The following is a 19,073-nucleotide window of genomic DNA, read 5'->3' as shown; positions in this document are numbered from 1 at the left end:
TGCAGTCATGAAAAATAAAATAAGCTACATCATGTTGTACCTCGGAGGATGTCTTTTCTTCCTGGCGTCATGTGATTTGAATAAAACTCCACTAGCAACTTTGTCACCTGATACGTATTTCTCAAATGAAAAGGAGCTTGAGCTATATAGCAACAAATTCTACCCCGATATTTTGCTTACAGGGCCGAACATTTACAGTGATAACGCGGACGCGATAATCATTAGCCCACTAAATGATGCGGTGTCGGGTCAGCGTATGATACCAGCGACAGGTTCGGGATGGTCTTGGGATGCGTTGCGTAGGGTAAATTACCTATTGCAAAATTCGCATCAGACGGATGATGTCACCGTTCGGAACCAATATAATGCGCTGGCTAAGTTCTTCAGAGCATACTTCTATTTTGAAAAATTAAAACGCTTTGGAGAAGTGCCTTGGTTTAATACCGTGATCGAATCGACGGATGAATTGCTCTTTAAACCGAGGGATTCCAGAAGTCTCATCATCGATTCCATCGTCCGGGATTTGGATTATGCGATCGAACACCTTCCTGCTAACAAGCAGGTTTATCGGGTCAATAAATGGGCGGCGCTGGCCTTGAAATCCAGGGCGACGCTTTTTGAAGGTACATTTCGTAAATACCATAGTGTAGCTGATGCAGACAACTATTTGCGATTATGTGTAGAAGCTTCTGAGAGATTAATGGACGAAGGTGGTTACACGCTTTACCGTACAGGGTCTACGCCTTATCGTGATCTTTTTGCTACGACGAATATCACTTCGCAGGAAGTAATCCTGGCTAGGGACTACCAGGAATCGCTAAATCTGCTTCACAACGTACAAAATTACACGAATTCGAGTACCACTGGACGGCCAGGTCTTTCAAAAACGATGGTAAATAGCTACTTAACTTCTTCTGGTGGGAGGTTTACGGATTTGCCCAATTACCAACTGAAAGAATTTGTGGAAGAGACCCAAAACCGCGATCCTAGACTGGCACAGACGATCCGTACACCGGGTTATACGCGTATCAATTCTACGGTACGTGTTGCCCCTAATTTATCCTATTCTACAACAGGATATCATTTGATCAAGTACACGATGGGTACTGCAGCGGATCCCTTTGATAAAAGCGAGACCGATATACCCGTTTTCCGGATTGCAGAGATCTATTTAAACCTTGCTGAAGCCAAGGCTGAACTGGATGAACTTACGCAGGCTGACCTCGATAAGTCGATAAATCTGTTGCGCGCCCGCGTGAATATGCCGGGGCTTAATATGCTGAATGCGAATGCGAATCCTGATCCTTATCTGGGGAGCGCGGAAACCGGGTATACCAATGTATCGGGCACAAACAAGGGAGTTATCCTTGAAATAAGGAGGGAAAGGGCCGTGGAATTAGCGATGGAAGGCCATCGATACTACGATGTAATGCGCTGGAAGGCGGGGAAATTATTCGAAAAACCAATGCTAGGGATGTATTTTGCAGGATTGGGTAATTACGACTTGGATAACAATGGTTCAATAGACCTCTGCTTGTACCAAGGAACTAGACCAAGCTCGCCGGCTTCGCTGTTTTTGGAGGTAGGCACGGATATCGAACTGACGGAAGGAAACAAAGGGAACATTATTGTGCACCGGAATATTAATCGGGTTTTTGATGAAAACAAAGACTATTTATACCCTATACCATCAGAGGAAATCAATTTATCAAACGATATTTTAGTACAAAATCCTAACTGGAAATAACTATGAAAATGTATAGTATGAGTTTATACACCATGTTTTTGATTGCTGCGACCGTATTAGGAAGCTGCAGTAAAACATTATTGGATAATGCAGGCTACGATCACCTGCTGCCTGAAATTCAGGAACCCATCCCACCGGTATCAAACGAGACTCTCAAAAACAAAGAGGGCTGGATCATGGATACGCTGGACAACGGCCTAATTCATTATCAATTTGAACAATATATCCAGACACAAACGGCTAACCAGTTTATCAATGTCGTGGAACTGGATCTAACGAATCCGGATTATGAATTGGAATTCGTGACCTTGCCCGCGCTCGATAGCTTGTCGTCCGTGGCGGATGAGCGGCTTGCTGTAATTGGTATCAATGCTACTTACGAAGCGGATGCAAGCTTTATAAAAGCAAATGGCAACGTCGTGTCGCCCGTTACACTCAACAGCGGACACCTGCGGTTCTGGAAGCATGAAGGTGCTATCTTCCATAACGGATCGCAAGACATGAAAATGGAGTACGGTACGAAAGAGTCTTATATGCTGTCGCCTTACCTGAATGTTTTTTCTGGTTCGCCGATGTTAATCAGCGACTATCAAAGGGTAGGTGAAGATTTTATTGGTGATGTAAGCGGTATAAATCTGAATGGTTTGGATTACGAAGATTATCGGCGTCATCAGGGTGTACGGCATCCGCGAACTGTAATGGCACTAACGGAGGATAAGAAGCTGCTTATGGTGACGATCGATGGACGGTTTACGGAATCTGCGGGTATGACAGCGAAAGAAGTGACACAATTTATGGCGACGTATTTTGCACCGCAAAATGCCTTGAACATGGATGGAGGAGGTTCTTCTACGCTTTACATACAGAATAAGGGCGTAAACGGTATTGTAAATTATCCGACTGATAATGGTGTGCGTAACCATTATGGCCAACGGTTGTTACGTACGTTTATTCTAGTCAAAAAGAAGAACGCCGGCGCACAGTTTGCCGGTGGAGATGGTACCGAACAAAATCCGTATTTGATTGCAAATGCAGATCATTTACAGAATATGCATGGACTTAACTGGGCTGACACGGAGACGAATCCTTACCACTTTCGGCTAACGGCTGACATTGACATGGTGGGACGCACGTGGGTACCACTCAATAATGTGGATCCATATGCGCGCTACGTTCATTTTGATGGTGATGGGCATGTGATCAAAAACCTAACGGTAGCCAAATCATCCTATGGTAGTTTCTTTGGTGTGTTGTTTGGATCGTGTAAAAACTTAGGACTGGTAAATGTAGATGTGGAATCTTCCAATGGTGCCGGAGCTTTTGGGGGATATCTGGGCCTTCGTTCGCCAGACAAGCCGGTGAAAGTAGGGATTATAGAAAACTGCTTCTCGACGGGTAAGGTCGTTGGAACGGATGCGGTGGGCGGATTGATCGGAAATGTAGGCAAGCCCCATGGAAATGCTTCAAGTGTGGTAAGAAATAGTTTTTCGACTGCAGATGTAACGGCTACTAATTCTGGTTCTAGCAATAGTAGAGCGGGTGGCTTAGTAGGTATAGTTTACGACGGTGGTGTGCTCGAAAATTGCTTTTCTGCCGGAAAAATAATGTCTAATACGGTTTCGGGTAAAGGTGCAGGAGGTATAATCGGCTGGACGGATGCTAAGGTAAAGGGGCTGGTCGCACTAAATGAAGGAATTACAAATGCAGGCAATGGTACCGCAGGAAGAATATCTGCTGCTATGGGGTTAGTAAGCGGTGTGATAGCACAGTGTGAAAACTGCTGGGCTTCTGAAGAAGTGGTGGTAACCAAGAGTGGAACACCCGTACCATCGTCAAGCTATGTAACTGGAGAAGTCACGGTGCGTGAAACGGCTTTTGATGGAGAGACGAAAACTAAACTGTTTTTGACAAACATGGTGAACTACAATACGGTGTTGGGATGGCAGTTGGGCCCATATAATCCCTGGGCATCGACGACAAATACCAAGGGGGCACCTATTTTGCAATGGCTGTTCCTGCGCGGCGATTACGAGAGCTTCTATTAAATCTTAGAAAAAAAGATTGCTCGGTACATCAACGTATCGGGCAATTTTTTGAACAAAAATAACCCTTGTTTTACGGAGAGCTGACCGCTTATTAATCCTTAAATTCATCTAGAGTGGTCGGAGGGGGGCGCTACCTTTTTTAATCAGACGAAACGTACCGTTGATTTCTATTGTCACTGCCTGTAACTCGCTTTATCGCTACTTGCGGGAAAGACAGGCTTCTTGCGTCGAACGTATTCAATCAACGCCTAATATTAGCAAAAAAAAGCAGATAAACGCTAACGCTATCTGCTACTTGTCAAAGAAGTGGATATCTTCCTTCGTAGGTTATACTACGCGTACGTTTACTGCACTAAGACCTTTTTTGCCGTTCTCTACATCATAAGTTACGGTGTCGTTTTCACGTATATCATGAATTAAACCGGATGAATGTACGAAAACATCTTGACCACCATTTGATGGTGTAATAAAACCGAAACCTTTGGTAACGTTAAAGAATTTTACTGTTCCTTCTTGCATTGTATTAGGTATATATTGTAAATGAATTGTTTGTATACAGAATAGTTAGCGCTATTATTGTGCCAAAAATGCTTTTAGACCGTAGGTAAATCAATTAATAGATAAAAAAAATGAAATTTTACTTTTTTGGGTAGTTAAACCATTTGTTCCAAGATAGTTCCGGATTTTGCACCAACAACTACTTCTTGGCAGACCCGTTCATCCGTAACCGAATTTCCTCCCCATTTTGGGGCATTGGTGTCCCAAATTTTCTGCCATTCCGAGCTGTCATTCAGTGGCACGCGATGTGTCGACATCGAAAAATTAAGAATGCATACGAGCCGTGCCTTTTCGTGGACTATAGTGATGATGATCATACCCTCATTTTGATAGTGTATTACCTCAAATTGGTGTCGATCGCGTTGCTGCAGTAACGGATGGCTTTTCCGTAAACCAATAAGTGACCGGTAATAGGCCAGCATGTACCGATGCTCTTCTTCTTCCTTTTCATCCCAGTCCAATACCGATCGATCAAACGTTTCGGCGGCTTGGGGATCAGGTACCTCGCCGTCGTCGTGGAAGTCGGCAAATTCACGACGTCTTCCATCCCGCACAGCTTGTATTAGATCTTTATCCTCATGGCTTACAAAATATAAAAAGGGCTTTGTTGATGCCCACTCTTCGCCCATAAACAACATTGGCGTATACGAAGAGATCATGACCGCCATGGTCATGAGTCGTTGTATATCAGGCCCGTAAAGGATATTGCTGCGTTCGCCCAACATGCGGTTGCCTACTTGATCATGGTTTTGCGAGAATACAACAAATTGATGATCGGGAAGATCCCTTGCGCTGCTGCCGAAAAATTTCTGGCGGTGCGGAGAAAAGTCGCCGTCAAATACATAGGCTCCGCGATAGGCTTTTGCTAAATGTTTTGCGCCTTCAAACTCGCTGTAATAACCCGTTCTCTTTTCGCCGGCAGCTACGCGAAGCGAATGATGAAATTCATCCAGCCATTGGGCATCCATGCCAAAACCATTCTTTTCTAAGGGTTCTAAAAATCGCCGGTCATTGAGATCGCACTCCGCAATGAGGTGACGGATCCTTCCGCTGCGTTGGATTACACGATCCGTAATCTGCCGAATCTCCTGCAGGATATGTTTTGGACTAAAATCCTTGATGGCATGTACGGCATCCAGCCGGAGCCCGTCAATATGAAATTCGCTCAACCACATATGCACGTTGGCCAATACGAAATCGCGGGCGCCGTTGTTCCACGCATCATCAAAATTGACAGCCTGTCCCCAAGGTGTTTGGTATTTATCCGTAAAATAAGGACCGTAATGTGGAAGATAATTGCCTTCGGGACCGAAGTGATTGTACACCACATCTAAGATCACCGCTATGCCTTCTTGATGGCAGGAGTTTACTAATTTCTGAAGACCTCGTGCCCCTCCATAGCTGTGTTGGACCGCGAAACTGAATACGCCATCGTAACCCCAGTTGCGCGTACCGGGAAACTGCCCCACTGGCATGATCTCTATCGCATTAATACCCAGTGTCTTCAAATAGGGTAGGCGCGCAATGACACCCTCAAAATTACCGCTGGGCGTAAATGTGCCGACATGTAGCTCATAAATAATCAGATCACGCATCAAAGGAGCCTGATAATGCTGATCTGTCCAGTCAAAACGCAGATCAACGACGGCAGATGGCCCATGCACGCCCTCAGGCTGCGAACGCGACACGGGATCGGGGAATTCCTCGTCGTCGATTGCAATACGATACAGCTGCCCAGCTCTAATACAATCACTTTCCGCATACCAATAGCCATAGTTCTGGGCCGTTAAAGGCAGATGCATTTCCGGTTCGTACGTATGGCACACGACGCGCTTTGCGTGCGGCGCCCATACCGTTATCTTCGCTTTCGTATCGTTAAACGTTACACCCAATTGCTTTATTTCTGCTACTTGATCCATATGATGTAGTTGATTGAAGTATGACGAAATTTATATTTTTAACGCGTAGACATCAATACCACAATAGAACGCCCTTGTAACGTCAGGGTATCTGCTGCGTCAAACTCTTCATGTGTACCGATCGTATCTAAACTTGTATCTAGCGTCTTGACCCAGCGCACACTGTATTTTTCGGAAGGGAGGGTGTAGTTGATCGGTTCCCAATACGCGTTAAACATAATATAGAAACTTCGGTCTATGATTTTGGAACCGTCGTCATCTAACGACCGTATCCCGTGACCATTTAAAAAAACAGCGAGTGAGCGGGCAAAGTCGTTGTCCCAATGTGAATCGTCCATTTCGATACCATCAGGTAGAAACCAGGCGATATCTTCTAATCCAATGCCTTTGATCGGTAACCCTTGAAACCATTTTCGGCGACAGAAAATGGGATGTGCTTTACGAAATGCAACCAGCTGTCGGGTGAAATTTAGGAGATTTTCATCTTTTCCTGCCCAATCAAGCCAGGATATTTCGTTGTCTTGGCAGTAGGCATTATTGTTGCCTTGCTGTGTACGGCCAAACTCATCGCCCGCAACAAGCATGGGTACGCCCTGCGAAAGGAAAAGTGTCGTGAGCAGATTCCTTTTTTGGCGGGCACGTAGTCTATTGATGGCTTCATCGTCGGTAGGGCCTTCTGCCCCGCAATTCCACGAACGATTATGGCTATCGCCATCATTGTTGTCTTCTCCGTTGGCCTCATTGTGCTTTTCATTGTAAGAAACCAGATCATGCAGCGTGAATCCATCATGAGCCGTTACGAAATTAATACTTGCTGTGGGTTTACGGTAATCATCCTGGTAAAGGTCGGACGAGCCAGTCAGCCGATCTGCGAATTCACCAAGCATGCTATCGGCTCCAATCCAATAATCGCGTATACAATCCCGGTACTTCCCGTTCCATTCGGCCCAGCCCGGAGGGAACTTCCCCACTTGGTAGCCGCCTTCGCCAATGTCCCAGGGTTCGGCGATTAATTTTACCTGTGAAATTACGGGGTCCTGATGAATTACGTCGAAAAAGGAACTTAACTTATCGACTTCATGCAGTTCCCGGGCGAGGGCAGAGGCCAGGTCAAACCGGAACCCATCTACATGCATTTCCTGTATCCAGTAGCGTAGGCTATCCATAATTAAACGAAGGACATTCGGCAATCGGGCATTGAGTGTATTACCTGTCCCTGTAAAGTCCATGTAATACCGGCTTTCTTCTGTTAGCCGATAATACGCGGCATTGTCGACACCACGAAAGGACAGGGTAGGTCCCATTTCATTGCCTTCTCCGGTATGATTGTATACGACGTCCAAAATAACTTCGATACCGGCACGATGTAGCGCCTTGACCATTTCTTTAAACTCGTTGACTTGCTGCCCTTCTATCCCCTTTGATGCATAGCGCACGTCAGGAGCAAAGAATCCAATGGTATTGTAACCCCAATAATTGACAAGTCCTCTTTCTTGAAGATGCCGATCCGTGATAAAATGATGGATGGGCATAAGTTCAACAGCGGTCACACCTAAATCCTGTAAATAGGAAATGGTAGTGGGATGAGCTAATCCAGAATAACTTCCCCGAATTTCTTCGGGTATATCTGGATGCCGCGCTGTGAACCCTTTGACGTGCGCTTCGTAGATGACACTTTTATGCATGGGCGTACGGAGCGGTTTGTCACCTTCCCAATCGAATGATTGATCGACAACAACACACTTTGGTAAATAAGGTGCACTGTCTTCGGTGCTGAAGCTAAGATCTTTGTCTGGATGACCTACTTCATAGCCGAATAAGGAATCATCCCATTGTAAAGTGCCTGCTATTGCTTTTGCATAGGGATCAATCAACAGCTTATGCGGATTGAATCGATGGCCGTTTTCGGGATCGTATGGCCCATAAACGCGGTAGCCATATAATTGGCCAGGACCAATATGGGGAACGTACACGTGCCAGACCTGATGTGTCCGCTCTTTAATCCGGATTTTTAAGGGTTCGGCATCATCCTCGGATTTGTTGAAGAGGCAAAGGTCGACGCCTTCCGCGTTCTCCGCGTAGATGGAAAAATTAACACCTTTTCCATCGTACGTAGCGCCTAGGGGATAAGGTGATCCCGCAAATATCTTTGTATCCATAGTGTATTTAATAATTCAATGGTGTAAGTTGTTAAAAGGACAACAACGTAAATAGCTTCTAGGTTTTGTACGCACATAAATTTTGCCGCTGCATGATTTTCTTACCGGCCGTATAAGTGTGCAAACTGCTTTAGTTTTTTACGTATATGTTTATCGAAGGCATCGGGAAGCATCCGCCAGCCCCAATTGCCCGAGATACTGGCCGGGCTGTTCATGCGGTGCGATCCATCAAGTGCAAGGATATCCTGCATCGGTACGATGGCGGTATCGGCAACGGAGGCATAAGCCATTCGGATCAGCGTGTCATTAATAGTCGTTTTCTGTAGTGGGAATGCAACGTACTGCGACAATCGACCTTTGGAGGCCTCGTCCAGTTCGTCCTGAAACCAGCCTTGCAGGGTATTGTTGTCGTGCGTACCCGTATAGACAACATAATTTTTGTTATAATTATGCGGAACATGTGGCGAATGTGCTATATCCTCGCCAAATGCGAATTGCAATACTTTCATGCCGGGAAGGCCGTGCGCATCCCGGAGACGGTACACGGCATCGTCGATATCGCCCAAATCTTCGGCAATAAATGGCATCTCGCCTAGTGCAGATTGTACCATGTTAAAGAAATCGGATCCGGGCGCTTCTTGCCAAATGCCATTTTTTGCAGTTGCCTCCTTGGCCGACACCTCCCAATATGCTGCAAAAGCGCGGAAGTGGTCCAACCTCACCTTGTCATAAAGTCTACGGTTATGTGCAAGCCGGTCGATCCACCACTGGTAGCCTTCCCGCTTAAGCGCCTGCCAGTCAAATACAGGCATCCCCCACAGCTGGCCGTCGGCATTGAAATAATCGGGAGGTACGCCTGCTACCGCTTTTAGGCTGCCATCCGTTTCTAGTGAAAACAGATGGGGGTGAGCCCAGACATCAGCGGAATCGTGACCTACGTAAATGGGCACGTCGCCTAAAAACTGTATACCTAAGCTATGGCAATGCTGTCGTAGCTCATGCCACTGCTTGAAAAAAATGTATTGGAACCATTTTTGTTTTTGGATCTCCCGCTCGTGCGCTATCTCAAACGCGTGGAGTGCCTCCGTTTCCCGGGCTTTAAATGACGATGGCCAGGTATACCAGGGGGTACCTAGGTGTTTTTTGCGTAACGCAGTAAATAATGCATAATCTTGTAGCCAGTGCTGTTCGTCTTCACAGAATTGCTGAAAAGCGGGAATGCTTTCCAGATTAACACGCTCAAAGGCTTTATCGAGAAGCGCTGTTTTCAGGGATTCGACAAGGGGATAATTGACCCGGCCGGACGGTTTGACCATTCCTTTTTTTAGTTCCTTTTTGCGGAGTAGGCCGTCCTGCGCCAATGCTTCTAAATCGATAAACAAAGGGTTTCCTGCCAGGGCACTGAACGTGCTGTAGGGCGAATAGTATTGCTCTTTTGAAAGGGGGGCTAGTGGTAAAACCTGCCACCAGCGTTGTCCGCTTACCCGTAGATGACGCGCGAATTGAAAGGCGTTTTTACCCAGATCGCCCATGCCAAACTTTGATGGCAGGGAGCTAATGTGCATCAATATACCTGCACCGCGGGGCTTAGATGCTTCTTCTCCTTTCAGAATGGCAAGTGGCAGTTTGTTAAAAACGGCATCTAATCTGATTTCGGCGCTTTCTCCGGTCTCGGATGTAAGGAGGTGTTCCCATTTTAAGGCTTCTGTACATGGTAGGATGATACGTGTATTGCCCCAATCTAAACCGGAGAGCAGATCTTCACGCAGTGCGGGAATGCCGGCAAGGTGCAACGGAACAGCGATAACAATCCAGGTTCGTCCATATCTACGTGCAAAAGCGAGTACGTGTCGGCGGTAAGCTCCTTTTACCTCAAGCGGAATATATTCGCCATGCGTAAAGAGGGCTGAGGACTCCTGCCTTAAAGCAACCAGTTTTCGGATAAGCCAAAGCTTGATCTTTCCGTTATAGCGTTCGGCCCAGAGCATGGGTGCAACCACGTCTGCATCCAGTGCGTCAATTTCTGTCAGATAGCTCGCCCGCGTTGCATAGTCGACCGCGCGCCGATTATCGGGATCAACGAAACTCAGATCCCACAATTCGGTTCCCTGATACACATCGGGTACGCCCGGACAGGTGAATTTTAATACCTGCTGCGTTAAGGAATTCATTATGCCAAAGTCGGCTACCTGTTCGAAAAAGGGGTAAAATGCAGTATGAAATGCGCCGTTTTGATCCAGTAGAAAGCTGGCGAAATGCTGTAAACGTGCTTCGTATGCTTCGTTTGGTAATGCCCAGTCCGACCGCTCTTTTCCTTCCCTAAGGTATTTGGAAAGGTACGCATGAAACCGTCCCTCGAATCCTGCAACGGGTGTACCCGGCATGGGATAGGATCCGATCAACGCCTGGTATATAAAATAGACATCGTTTGGATGGGGCAATTCTTTTTCGTATTGCTGCTGAACAATGGCTTGCCACTTATCGACTTGCGTTATCCAGCCTTTCGGCCAGGCTGTAAGTACGTGCAACCGGCTTCGTACATCCTCGCCTCGTTTTGTATCGTGGGTTGCACTGGCGTTCAAGCTTAGCGGCCACTGTTCTTGTCTTTTTCGCATCGCGCGATGAAAAGCTGATTTGCGGATGCCGAAATAGGCCGGATGATCGCCCACTTCGTTGTGGCCGATAAATCGGTTGTAGGTATACATTAAAGTGTCTTCGACGCCCTTCGCCATCGCTGGGCCAGTGAACTGCATGCAACGCATTAGAAATGACAGTACTTTCTCACTATAGTTTTCGTCGATACCGCTTTGTGCCTTTTGAACGATTTTCTTTAAGATTTTAATTTCTTGTCGCAGTTTGCGTTGATTTTCTGACATCGTCTCGAAAACTGACACAATCATTTGATAGCTTTTCTTCGCCAGTGGAAAGCGATCATCATAAAGCCGGTATACGGGAAAGTTAGCGAGAAAAGCTTGAATGGTCTCGCGCATACGATTCTGCTGGATGGTAGTGCCAACTTTAGAAAGAGACAACTGCGAGAATAGGGTACAAAGGTTATCTACTTCTCCCTGCATGTGATTCGCCAAAACCGCTGTTTTCTTTTGCAATTGCTGCTGTTTAATCGAATCCTTGTTCCCTGTCTGCCTTTGGTAATAGTCTGTGAGTAGCTTTTTGCTTTTTCGGTCTGTGCAGACATTATTGCAGAGCGCTAAAAAATCATAACCTGTGGTACCCTGAATGGGCCAGTCTTTTGGTAGCTTTTCATGGTGCTCTAGTATTTTTTCGGCTACAATGTATGTGTCCGGTCCGCATAATCTCCGTAAATCGCTCAGATATGCTCTCGGATTGTGCAATCCGTCAATATGATCGATCCGCAGACCGTCAATGATTTCCTCTTGCAACAGTTCTTTGACGAGCTGATGGGTTTCACGGAATACCGTTCTGTCCTGAATATTTAAACAGATCAATCCATTAACGGTGAAGAAACGTCTGAAATTTATCTGCTGATCCGTCTCCTGCCAGTGGCAAGGTCGGTAGTGCTGTTGCGCAAGGAGCTCAGTTATCAGCTCCTCGGACGCGTTTATCATGGCGATTTGCCGACGTAGCTTTGCCTTGGTATGCCTGGAGGATAGTCTGGAGATTAGCTCGCTTTGCAAAGTCTTCCATCCGTCTGTATCGCCGTTGGCCTCCAACGTAGCAATGCGCCTGCAAAGCTCGTCCGGATCCGGTGTGAGGGAAGGTAAAAGGTCGTGTAGCATAAACAGCAAGGAAGACGGGCGAATGGGAAGCCTGTTGTCGAAATAAGCGAGTTGAAATTCGTCTTGGAGCAATACGACCGTTAACTCATGCGCACGGATCGTTTCTTCAAGAGAGGTTCCAAGAATAGGTACCATCAGTTTATCTTGTTTAAAGGCGATGTTACTGTAGAGCGTGTCAAAATAGGTTGCATACCTGGAGCGTGCTCCGAAAAGCAACACATCCATCATCCAGGTGTTATCGGAGTGATACGCCATGTGATTGGGAACAATATCCTGTAACCATTTAATCTCCTGTTGATTTAGTCGTTGTTTCAATGTACGTAATTGGTCTATCGTACCCAGCTCGGGGTTGATAAGCTGCGTATCTGTCCCATCGTACCCATGGGTGCTTCCCGATACGGCCTTAAGTATAGGTGAGGCATAAATGGTATCGATGCCCAATTGTCGTAGGTAATCAATACAATGTTCGAAATCGTGAAAATTGAACCCGTTATGGAATTGAACGCGGTAGGTCGTGCGGGGGATGTTCATAAACGAATACATTATTTTGGTAATATACCTTCAACAGCATAACATGAAATATGTTCATATTTTTTAACTTCTACTGACGTCGAATTGTAATTTTTAACGAAATACGGGAGGGGCTTGGCGCTGATTTTTCTGTTAGTTGGAAAAGATACGTCTTTCTCCGTAGAAATACGAAATGATAACGAAAAGACGCAAATTAGTTATACCCAAATACTTGATTTTCGTGCAATGAAAACTAAAGTAAGGTGGCCTGCGTTTAACTGTCAACTTCCAGATTCGTCCAGACGTGAAAAGGTCTGTTGATTTGGAAACCTATGGATACAAACATTTTTAAAACAAGTTATTATGAGGATAGGAATTACCTTTTCTGCATTCGATCTACTGCATGCGGGACACATTAAAATGCTAGAGGATGCGAAGGAACAATGTGATTATTTAATCTGTGGACTGCAAACCGATCCCACATTGGACCGGGCCGAAAAGAACAAACCCACACAAACGGTGTTTGAGCGTTACATGCAGCTACGTGCGTGTAAGCACGTGGACAAAATTATTCCGTATGCCACAGAACAGGATCTGGAAGATATTTTACGTTCTTTTAAGATCCACGTACGTATATTAGGTGACGAATATATGCATAAGAGCTTCACAGGCCGCGAGTATTGTGAGGAGAAAGGAATCGACTTGTATTTTAATAGACGTGAAAATCGCTTTTCAAGTTCTTCGCTACGTCGGATTATCGCCGCTAAACAGGAGGAAAAACCAAGCGCTATCATTCATATGAGCGATAGCATGGATTATTCATTACAGCGTGCCAAGGCATAGCCACTGGAGGTTTATCAACTTTTTGAAGACAAAATATAAACATGAAGACAGGGATTATTTTTGGTGTGTTCGACCTGCTCCACGTAGGGCATATCGTGACGCTGGAGGAGGCTCGACGCCAATGCGATTACCTCATTGTAGGTCTTAAGGCAGATGCGCATGAAACCGCACAGGACGAAACGCAGCCTGCGCAGACCGTTGTAGAACGCTTTATTAAATTAGAGGGATGCCAGTACGTGGATGAGATCGTTCCTTACGAATCCGATGATGACATCATTGATATCTTACAATCGTTGGCTATTGATGTACACTTCGTGGGCGAAGACAAAGCTCCACTTAATTTTCCGGGAAAGGAATATTGCATCCAAGAAGGTATCGAGCTGAAATACTTAAAACGCAGACACCGCTTTTCTAGCCACAGTGTGCGTAACACGGTTAGTGAGAAGGAGCTTCAAAAGGTTGCTGCTTTTCAGATCAAACGTAACTAGGGTTTTATTTTTTTAAGCTATGGAAAATGTTAAAGTCGGTATATTGAGTAACAATAGAAGATTGCGCTTCGCGTATAAAATGTTACTATCACAAGCCACGGAACAACATGTGGATGTGCTTTTTGACAAGATTTCGCTTCAGGATGTCGATACACCCGTTAGCCTCTCTAAACAGCCTGATGTTATTATCGTAGACGAGCGCGTCGTATATAAGAATAAAGCGCTGTTTTTTTCTTTTCTGCGCCAATTGTATCCAAATTGTAAGGTCTTGTTGTTAATAGATGAGGCTTCGCAAGATCTGGCAAGAAAGGTGAAAAGATTTGTGCAGGGTGTAACCGAAAAAACGTGTAGTGCTCAAAAACTTATTTCCACGGTGCAACAGCTTGCAGACAATACCGGAAGGAAAGTGGAACGCTAGTCTTTCCGTTGAGGAGCCTTCTCAAAGACCCTTTAAAGACAGAACTGGTAGGTATTAATTCATAAATTACGCGATTCCTGCGTATTCAAATTATAAAATACCTAAAATGAAATTATAAATTAACTATGATGTGTGGAGATTGTTATTCTGGTGATAACTGAAGGATCACATATTATAAATTAACACTATGGAAAATTATCAAGAGAACTTTAAAGAAGGCGAAATGACAAAACGCATTGAGAATGTCACGGGCCAGATTTCATCTAAGACGTATTTGTGTATATCGCTGGCCGCGATGGCGGCTTCTGCAACGTTAAAATGCCTGGGTCACAAACACACGGCGCTTTTTGTTGGGCAGTGGGCCACTCCTTTTTTGCTTTTTGGTATTTACAATAAGATTGTGAAGACTGAAGGACACGACTAATGTTTTTTTTAATCCGAGGACGGCAGAAGTAAATTTCCATTTTTTTACGGGCTGCCGTTCCTCGCTTCAATGGGCCGTCTGGCCTTTTTTTTGTCGTATAACCGCTTAAATGCTATTCTTATTCTTCTGCATAAAATCGTTGTATTTTTCTTCTAAGTGTATGATAATCGGCGTCGTGAAATCTTTTTGCTGCACCTCGTTCGTTTTCGCTAAACCTCCTGCGCTGTTGACATTGATCTCTAATAATTTTGATCCAACAATATCTAGCCCAACAAAGTACATCCCGTCCGCAATTATTTTTTGGCTTATGGTATCAATAATTTTCCACATATCAATAGTGATATCTGCCGCCGTACCAATGCCGCCTTGATGAATGTTACTTCGGATGTCATCTTCAGCTGGGATCCGCTTTAAAATGGCAAAGCTTTCATCGATTTGGATTGGACGTCCGTCGAGAAGATAAAGTCGTATATCGCCATTACGGGCCTCAGGTAAATATTCCTGAACAACGAAATATCCTTCCTGCGCGAGCACCTCTACGGTCTGGCGCAAATTGATCAGATGGTCCCGGTCTACGAAGAAAACGTTTTTTCCGGTCGATCCCTGCAAAGGTTTGATGACGATGGCGGGATACCGCTGCATAAATTCAAGGACTTCCTCATAGCGGCGTGTTACTATGGATGGCGGGCGGAAGCGCTCGGGAAAGTCTTCTAGATAAAGTTTGTTGCTATAAAAGGCTAAGCTTTCTGGATCGTTTATGACCAGTTTTCCCATCTTTTTGACACGAGAAGCGAATTGCAAACCCATTGCGGGAGCCCAGGGCCTGTTAGCCTGATCGGCAGTAGGGTCGAATCGTACCCAGAGTATGTCTATATCTGCTAAGGACGCGTATATTTTTTCTTGATTACGTAAATAGTCCACCATTGCTAAGTTATTGGCAACACTCACATGAGGTTCTATAATGCGTGCGTACGCGGATATACCACCATCTATTCCTTTACTAAAGTCGGCTACACCGATATACCATATGGTATGTCCCCGTTGTAAAGCTTTGAATGCCAGGAGCGAAGTGGTACAGTTGTCTTCCTCCTTGTGTGTCTGATTGATCAAAAATACTATCTTCATAAATACGACTTATAATGTGATATTGCATGTACATACCTTCTCGGTCGTTACTATAACAAACCTCTGGCTAAATGGTTGCCTCGCTGCTCAGGCGCAGCAGAAAATCAGTATTTACAGAACTGGGTTAGGTATTTTTACAGATAACATACTTATTCGTAGTGCACGATAAACTTTTGCGGAGCTGTGATGGTTATAGGGATAAACTGAAGTAAATGCAATATTATGATGCTTAAAGAACCTGTTTTAAAGATTCTAGGGAAACAATACGCGCCTTCCACAATGGTTGAATTAAAGTTTGGTCGTTATGACCTGATGTTTAAAACAGACGATCAGGGTAGGCCTATACTGCTTTTTATGGGGACAAAGGCTGCCGACGGAAATATCAAAGGCGAGCGGTATAGCCGACGTCTTAAAATTGATGATTCCGGACATGTGATTAAGGATCATTGGGAACACAAAGGTAAGGCAACTCCATGATAAATGTGGGGCCACCTACACCCAGATATAAAAACATTAAACGGTACGCCGTGTTATGTGTATTATGCAATGCTATTAATGTATGAATAATCTAGATAATATCTTTTTACAGGGTGCCGAATGGGAGTTTGTAGCTGAGATTGTACTACGTAGTGCCGTCATGTTTGTCCTCATACTTGTTGTGCTACGCCTTTCTGGTCGAAGGGGGGTGCGACAATTGACACTTTTTGAAGTGGCCATTATCATCGGACTTGGTTCGGCCGCGGGCGACCCAATGTTCCAGGAAGACATTCCTGTGCTGTACGCGGTCGTCGTGTTTAGTTGTGTCATTGCCATCTATAAACTGGTTACGTTGCTAGCTTCACGATTTGTAGTGGTAGGCAATCTTTTGGAAGGGAAAGCCATGATCGTAGTTAAAGATGGCCTGTTTGATGTAAAACACGAAAACGACAACAGCTATTCTAAAATGGAGTTTTTTGCAGAGTTGCGTAACCAGTCGGTGGAACACCTTGGACAGGTGCGACTGGGCGTATTAGAAGTGGATGGTACACTCAGTCTGTTGTACTATAGTGACGAAGAAATCCAGTACGGGCTTCCATTATTTCCCACAAAATATATTGAAACGGATCCAACAGCTAGCCATGGACCCTTTGCTTGCATGTATTGTGGAATGATCGTGCACGGTTTTGCAGCGCGCGAACTTAAATGTGAACGATGCAAACGCGATAGGTGGACGAAAGCAATTAAGACAAAGCGAATTGGGTAATAAACCTGGCTAGCGCTCCTGATCTGCGCGCTGAGATATTTGCTAGGGGTCCTACAGGATATTCGTACGACACGTCCGAAATCTACGCACAAGCTGTCGTAGAACTACCGATATTCTCGTCTAAATACGTTATCTTCCTGCTCTAGGTACGCTTTTTAAGTACTGTATTGAACATTTTCTGGACCTGGACGCTTATAATGGTGAAGTTTAATACATTTGTTATGAAAGCAATACCAACAACATTCCACGCATTTATAGATTATGGTTCGGCAATTGTATTCTTAGTTGCTCCTTGGATCTTTTTGTTTGATCATGTGACCGCCGCTAAATGGACCTCCGTTATTGTTGGGGCATTGATACTGTTAATGTCTCTACTAACCCGATATGAGTCGGGTTTACTTCGTATTATCCCCATGCGTATGCATCTGGCAGTGGACATCGTCATCGGTTTGTTCTTAGTCTTATCACCTTGGTTAATGGGATTTGCCGATCAGACATTCTTATTTCACGTCTTTATGGGGGTGGTGTCTGTTATCATGGGCGCTTTTACGAAGCGCTACGTGAAGAGCGATAACTTAGCGTTGCGCTAAAGATTGGAATTAGGTTGTGGCGAAGAGTGACGGTCGTTTATCGCCATGGTATACACGGAACGAGATTATTCAATAAAAGAAAGGAGATTTTTATATGCAAGCTATGAATTATAGGGGGCCATTTCGGGTCCGCATCGAAAATAAACCAACGCCGGAAATACTTCATCCAAACGATGCGGTTGTACGGGTAACAAGATCTTGTATCTGCGGATCCGACCTTCACCTCTATCACGGCATGGTGCCCGACACTAGAGTTGGTACAACTTTCGGACACGAGTTCATCGGAGTAGTGGAGGAAATAGGTCCTTCCGTGCAAAATCTTAAGGTAGGCGATCAGGTACTTGTTCCGTTTAATATCGCTTGCGGGCAGTGTGCATTTTGCAAGCAGGGTCTCTATGGTAATTGTCACGAATCCAACTCAATGGCTACTGCCGTAGGAGGAATATTCGGTTATTCCCACACCGCGGGAGGCTTTGATGGCGGGCAGGCGGAGTATGTACGTGTGCCCTATGCAGATGTGGGTCCAACTGTCATCCCAGAGGGTATGGATCATGACGATGCGTTGCTTCTAACAGATGTGGTACCAACAGGTTATCAGGCTGCAGAGATGGCAGGTATAAAGATGGGAGACACAGTAGTTGTATTCGGCGCGGGACCTGTAGGGATAATGGCCGCCAAATGCGCGTGGTTATTTGGCGCAGGAAGGGTAATCGTAATTGACCATTTGGAGTATCGACTCGAGTTTGTACGTAGCTACGCGCAATGTGAAGCATATAATTTTAAATCCTTAGAGGATCCCGTTCTTTTCATTAAAAAGACTACGGATTGGTTTGGCGCTGATGTTTGCATTGACGCAGTGGGATCCGATGCTTGTGGAAGCGCATTGCATACGATTACTGGTAAGAAGCTTATGTTACAGGCAGGTGCAGCTACAGCGCTACATTGGGCAGTAAATGCCGTCAAAAAAGGAGGGATCGTATCAATTGTGGGTGTGTATGGCCCCACAGATAACCTTGTGCCTATCGGTAATGTGGTCAATAAAGGCATTACGATCCGTGCGAACCAGGCTTCTGTAAAACGCCTGCTTCCGCGGTTGATAGAGCACGTCCAGGCAGGTAGGCTGAATCCAAAAGAGATTATCACGCATCGAATTCCGTTGGAAGAGGTTTCTGATGCATACCATATTTTCTCCGCTAAGTTGGACAACTGTATTAAGCCGGTCTTAATCACCGGCAAGGCGTAAACT

Annotated in this window: 15 protein-coding genes; 10 read left to right on the top strand and 5 right to left on the bottom strand. The window is 45.2% G+C overall.

The genetic code is table 11. The features are described from left to right. Positions 1 to 7 precede the first annotated feature (7 nt). The gene (locus C4F40_RS08385) at positions 8 to 1,747 is read left to right on the top strand and encodes a RagB/SusD family nutrient uptake outer membrane protein (RefSeq protein WP_231389967.1); all 1,740 of its coding nucleotides are present in this window, start codon (positions 8 to 10) and stop codon (positions 1,745 to 1,747) included. Between the two features lie 17 nt (positions 1,748 to 1,764). Beyond that, on the top strand, positions 1,765 to 3,792 hold the full coding sequence (locus C4F40_RS08380; protein WP_196938886.1) for a phosphodiester glycosidase family protein: 2,028 nt from the start codon (positions 1,765 to 1,767) through the stop codon (positions 3,790 to 3,792). Positions 3,793 to 4,119: 327 nt separating this feature from the next. Here C4F40_RS08380 and C4F40_RS08375 read toward each other — a convergent pair whose 3' ends face one another. From C4F40_RS08375 to treY, 4 genes are all read right to left on the bottom strand, one after another. Then, positions 4,120 to 4,311, bottom strand: coding sequence for a cold-shock protein (locus C4F40_RS08375; protein WP_196938885.1), 192 nt, complete (start codon positions 4,309 to 4,311; stop codon positions 4,120 to 4,122). Positions 4,312 to 4,445: 134 nt separating this feature from the next. After that, positions 4,446 to 6,269 carry a malto-oligosyltrehalose trehalohydrolase gene (treZ, locus tag C4F40_RS08370; protein ID WP_196938884.1) on the bottom strand — a complete coding sequence of 608 codons (1,824 nt, stop codon included), beginning with the start codon at positions 6,267 to 6,269 and terminating at the stop codon, positions 4,446 to 4,448. 38 nt (positions 6,270 to 6,307) lie between these two features. Beyond that, complete coding sequence (gene glgX / locus C4F40_RS08365) at positions 6,308 to 8,428, bottom strand: glycogen debranching protein GlgX (protein WP_196938883.1); 2,121 nt, start codon at positions 8,426 to 8,428, stop codon at positions 6,308 to 6,310. A gap of 101 nt (positions 8,429 to 8,529) precedes the next feature. Beyond that, complete coding sequence (gene treY / locus C4F40_RS08360; RefSeq protein ID WP_196938882.1) at positions 8,530 to 12,717, bottom strand: malto-oligosyltrehalose synthase; 4,188 nt, start codon at positions 12,715 to 12,717, stop codon at positions 8,530 to 8,532. Positions 12,718 to 13,059: 342 nt separating this feature from the next. Between treY and C4F40_RS08355 the strand changes: the two genes are divergently transcribed. From C4F40_RS08355 to C4F40_RS08340, 4 genes are all read left to right on the top strand, one after another. Next, positions 13,060 to 13,539: an adenylyltransferase/cytidyltransferase family protein gene (locus C4F40_RS08355; RefSeq protein ID WP_196938881.1), complete on the top strand. Its 480-nt coding sequence runs from the start codon at positions 13,060 to 13,062 to the stop codon at positions 13,537 to 13,539. A 41-nt stretch (positions 13,540 to 13,580) separates the two neighbouring features. After that, positions 13,581 to 14,027 (top strand): adenylyltransferase/cytidyltransferase family protein, encoded by a 447-nt coding sequence (locus C4F40_RS08350; protein WP_196938880.1) that lies wholly within the window; start codon positions 13,581 to 13,583, stop codon positions 14,025 to 14,027. A 19-nt stretch (positions 14,028 to 14,046) separates the two neighbouring features. Beyond that, positions 14,047 to 14,445 (top strand): hypothetical protein, encoded by a 399-nt coding sequence (locus C4F40_RS08345; protein ID WP_196938879.1) that lies wholly within the window; start codon positions 14,047 to 14,049, stop codon positions 14,443 to 14,445. A 187-nt stretch (positions 14,446 to 14,632) separates the two neighbouring features. Beyond that, the gene (locus C4F40_RS08340) at positions 14,633 to 14,869 is read left to right on the top strand and encodes a hypothetical protein (RefSeq protein ID WP_196938878.1); all 237 of its coding nucleotides are present in this window, start codon (positions 14,633 to 14,635) and stop codon (positions 14,867 to 14,869) included. Between the two features lie 105 nt (positions 14,870 to 14,974). Here C4F40_RS08340 and C4F40_RS08335 read toward each other — a convergent pair whose 3' ends face one another. Further along, complete coding sequence (locus C4F40_RS08335) at positions 14,975 to 15,994, bottom strand: ATP-grasp domain-containing protein (RefSeq protein ID WP_196938877.1); 1,020 nt, start codon at positions 15,992 to 15,994, stop codon at positions 14,975 to 14,977. A gap of 222 nt (positions 15,995 to 16,216) precedes the next feature. Between C4F40_RS08335 and C4F40_RS08330 the strand changes: the two genes are divergently transcribed. From C4F40_RS08330 to C4F40_RS08315, 4 genes are all read left to right on the top strand, one after another. Beyond that, positions 16,217 to 16,471: a hypothetical protein gene (locus C4F40_RS08330; RefSeq protein ID WP_196938876.1), complete on the top strand. Its 255-nt coding sequence runs from the start codon at positions 16,217 to 16,219 to the stop codon at positions 16,469 to 16,471. Between the two features lie 82 nt (positions 16,472 to 16,553). Beyond that, complete coding sequence (locus C4F40_RS08325; RefSeq protein ID WP_196938875.1) at positions 16,554 to 17,237, top strand: DUF421 domain-containing protein; 684 nt, start codon at positions 16,554 to 16,556, stop codon at positions 17,235 to 17,237. A 221-nt stretch (positions 17,238 to 17,458) separates the two neighbouring features. Beyond that, positions 17,459 to 17,827 (top strand): SPW repeat domain-containing protein, encoded by a 369-nt coding sequence (locus C4F40_RS08320; RefSeq protein ID WP_196938874.1) that lies wholly within the window; start codon positions 17,459 to 17,461, stop codon positions 17,825 to 17,827. 103 nt (positions 17,828 to 17,930) lie between these two features. Beyond that, entirely contained in the window at positions 17,931 to 19,070 is a 1,140-nt protein-coding gene (locus tag C4F40_RS08315; RefSeq protein ID WP_231389966.1) for a zinc-dependent alcohol dehydrogenase, read from the top strand. Positions 19,071 to 19,073 lie beyond the last annotated feature (3 nt).

Origin of the sequence: Sphingobacterium pedocola, assembly GCF_015209965.1 — a bacterium.
Lineage (GTDB): Bacteria > Bacteroidota > Bacteroidia > Sphingobacteriales > Sphingobacteriaceae > Sphingobacterium > Sphingobacterium pedocola.
This window is presented reverse-complemented; position numbering and strand designations above follow the sequence as displayed.

What these genes read in the sequence shown, in the direction of transcription:
- C4F40_RS08385 (WP_231389967.1), top strand. Translation starts at nt 8, where the DNA reads ATGAAAAATAAAATAAGCTACATCATGTTGTACCTCGGAGGATGTCTT.
- C4F40_RS08380 (WP_196938886.1), top strand. Translation starts at nt 1,765, where the DNA reads ATGAGTTTATACACCATGTTTTTGATTGCTGCGACCGTATTAGGAAGC.
- C4F40_RS08375 (WP_196938885.1), bottom strand. Translation starts at nt 4,311, where the DNA reads ATGCAAGAAGGAACAGTAAAATTCTTTAACGTTACCAAAGGTTTCGGT.
- treZ (WP_196938884.1), bottom strand. Translation starts at nt 6,269, where the DNA reads ATGGATCAAGTAGCAGAAATAAAGCAATTGGGTGTAACGTTTAACGAT.
- glgX (WP_196938883.1), bottom strand. Translation starts at nt 8,428, where the DNA reads ATGGATACAAAGATATTTGCGGGATCACCTTATCCCCTAGGCGCTACG.
- treY (WP_196938882.1), bottom strand. Translation starts at nt 12,717, where the DNA reads ATGAACATCCCCCGCACGACCTACCGCGTTCAATTCCATAACGGGTTC.
- C4F40_RS08355 (WP_196938881.1), top strand. Translation starts at nt 13,060, where the DNA reads ATGAGGATAGGAATTACCTTTTCTGCATTCGATCTACTGCATGCGGGA.
- C4F40_RS08350 (WP_196938880.1), top strand. Translation starts at nt 13,581, where the DNA reads ATGAAGACAGGGATTATTTTTGGTGTGTTCGACCTGCTCCACGTAGGG.
- C4F40_RS08345 (WP_196938879.1), top strand. Translation starts at nt 14,047, where the DNA reads ATGGAAAATGTTAAAGTCGGTATATTGAGTAACAATAGAAGATTGCGC.
- C4F40_RS08340 (WP_196938878.1), top strand. Translation starts at nt 14,633, where the DNA reads ATGGAAAATTATCAAGAGAACTTTAAAGAAGGCGAAATGACAAAACGC.
- C4F40_RS08335 (WP_196938877.1), bottom strand. Translation starts at nt 15,994, where the DNA reads ATGAAGATAGTATTTTTGATCAATCAGACACACAAGGAGGAAGACAAC.
- C4F40_RS08330 (WP_196938876.1), top strand. Translation starts at nt 16,217, where the DNA reads ATGATGCTTAAAGAACCTGTTTTAAAGATTCTAGGGAAACAATACGCG.
- C4F40_RS08325 (WP_196938875.1), top strand. Translation starts at nt 16,554, where the DNA reads ATGAATAATCTAGATAATATCTTTTTACAGGGTGCCGAATGGGAGTTT.
- C4F40_RS08320 (WP_196938874.1), top strand. Translation starts at nt 17,459, where the DNA reads ATGAAAGCAATACCAACAACATTCCACGCATTTATAGATTATGGTTCG.
- C4F40_RS08315 (WP_231389966.1), top strand. Translation starts at nt 17,931, where the DNA reads ATGAATTATAGGGGGCCATTTCGGGTCCGCATCGAAAATAAACCAACG.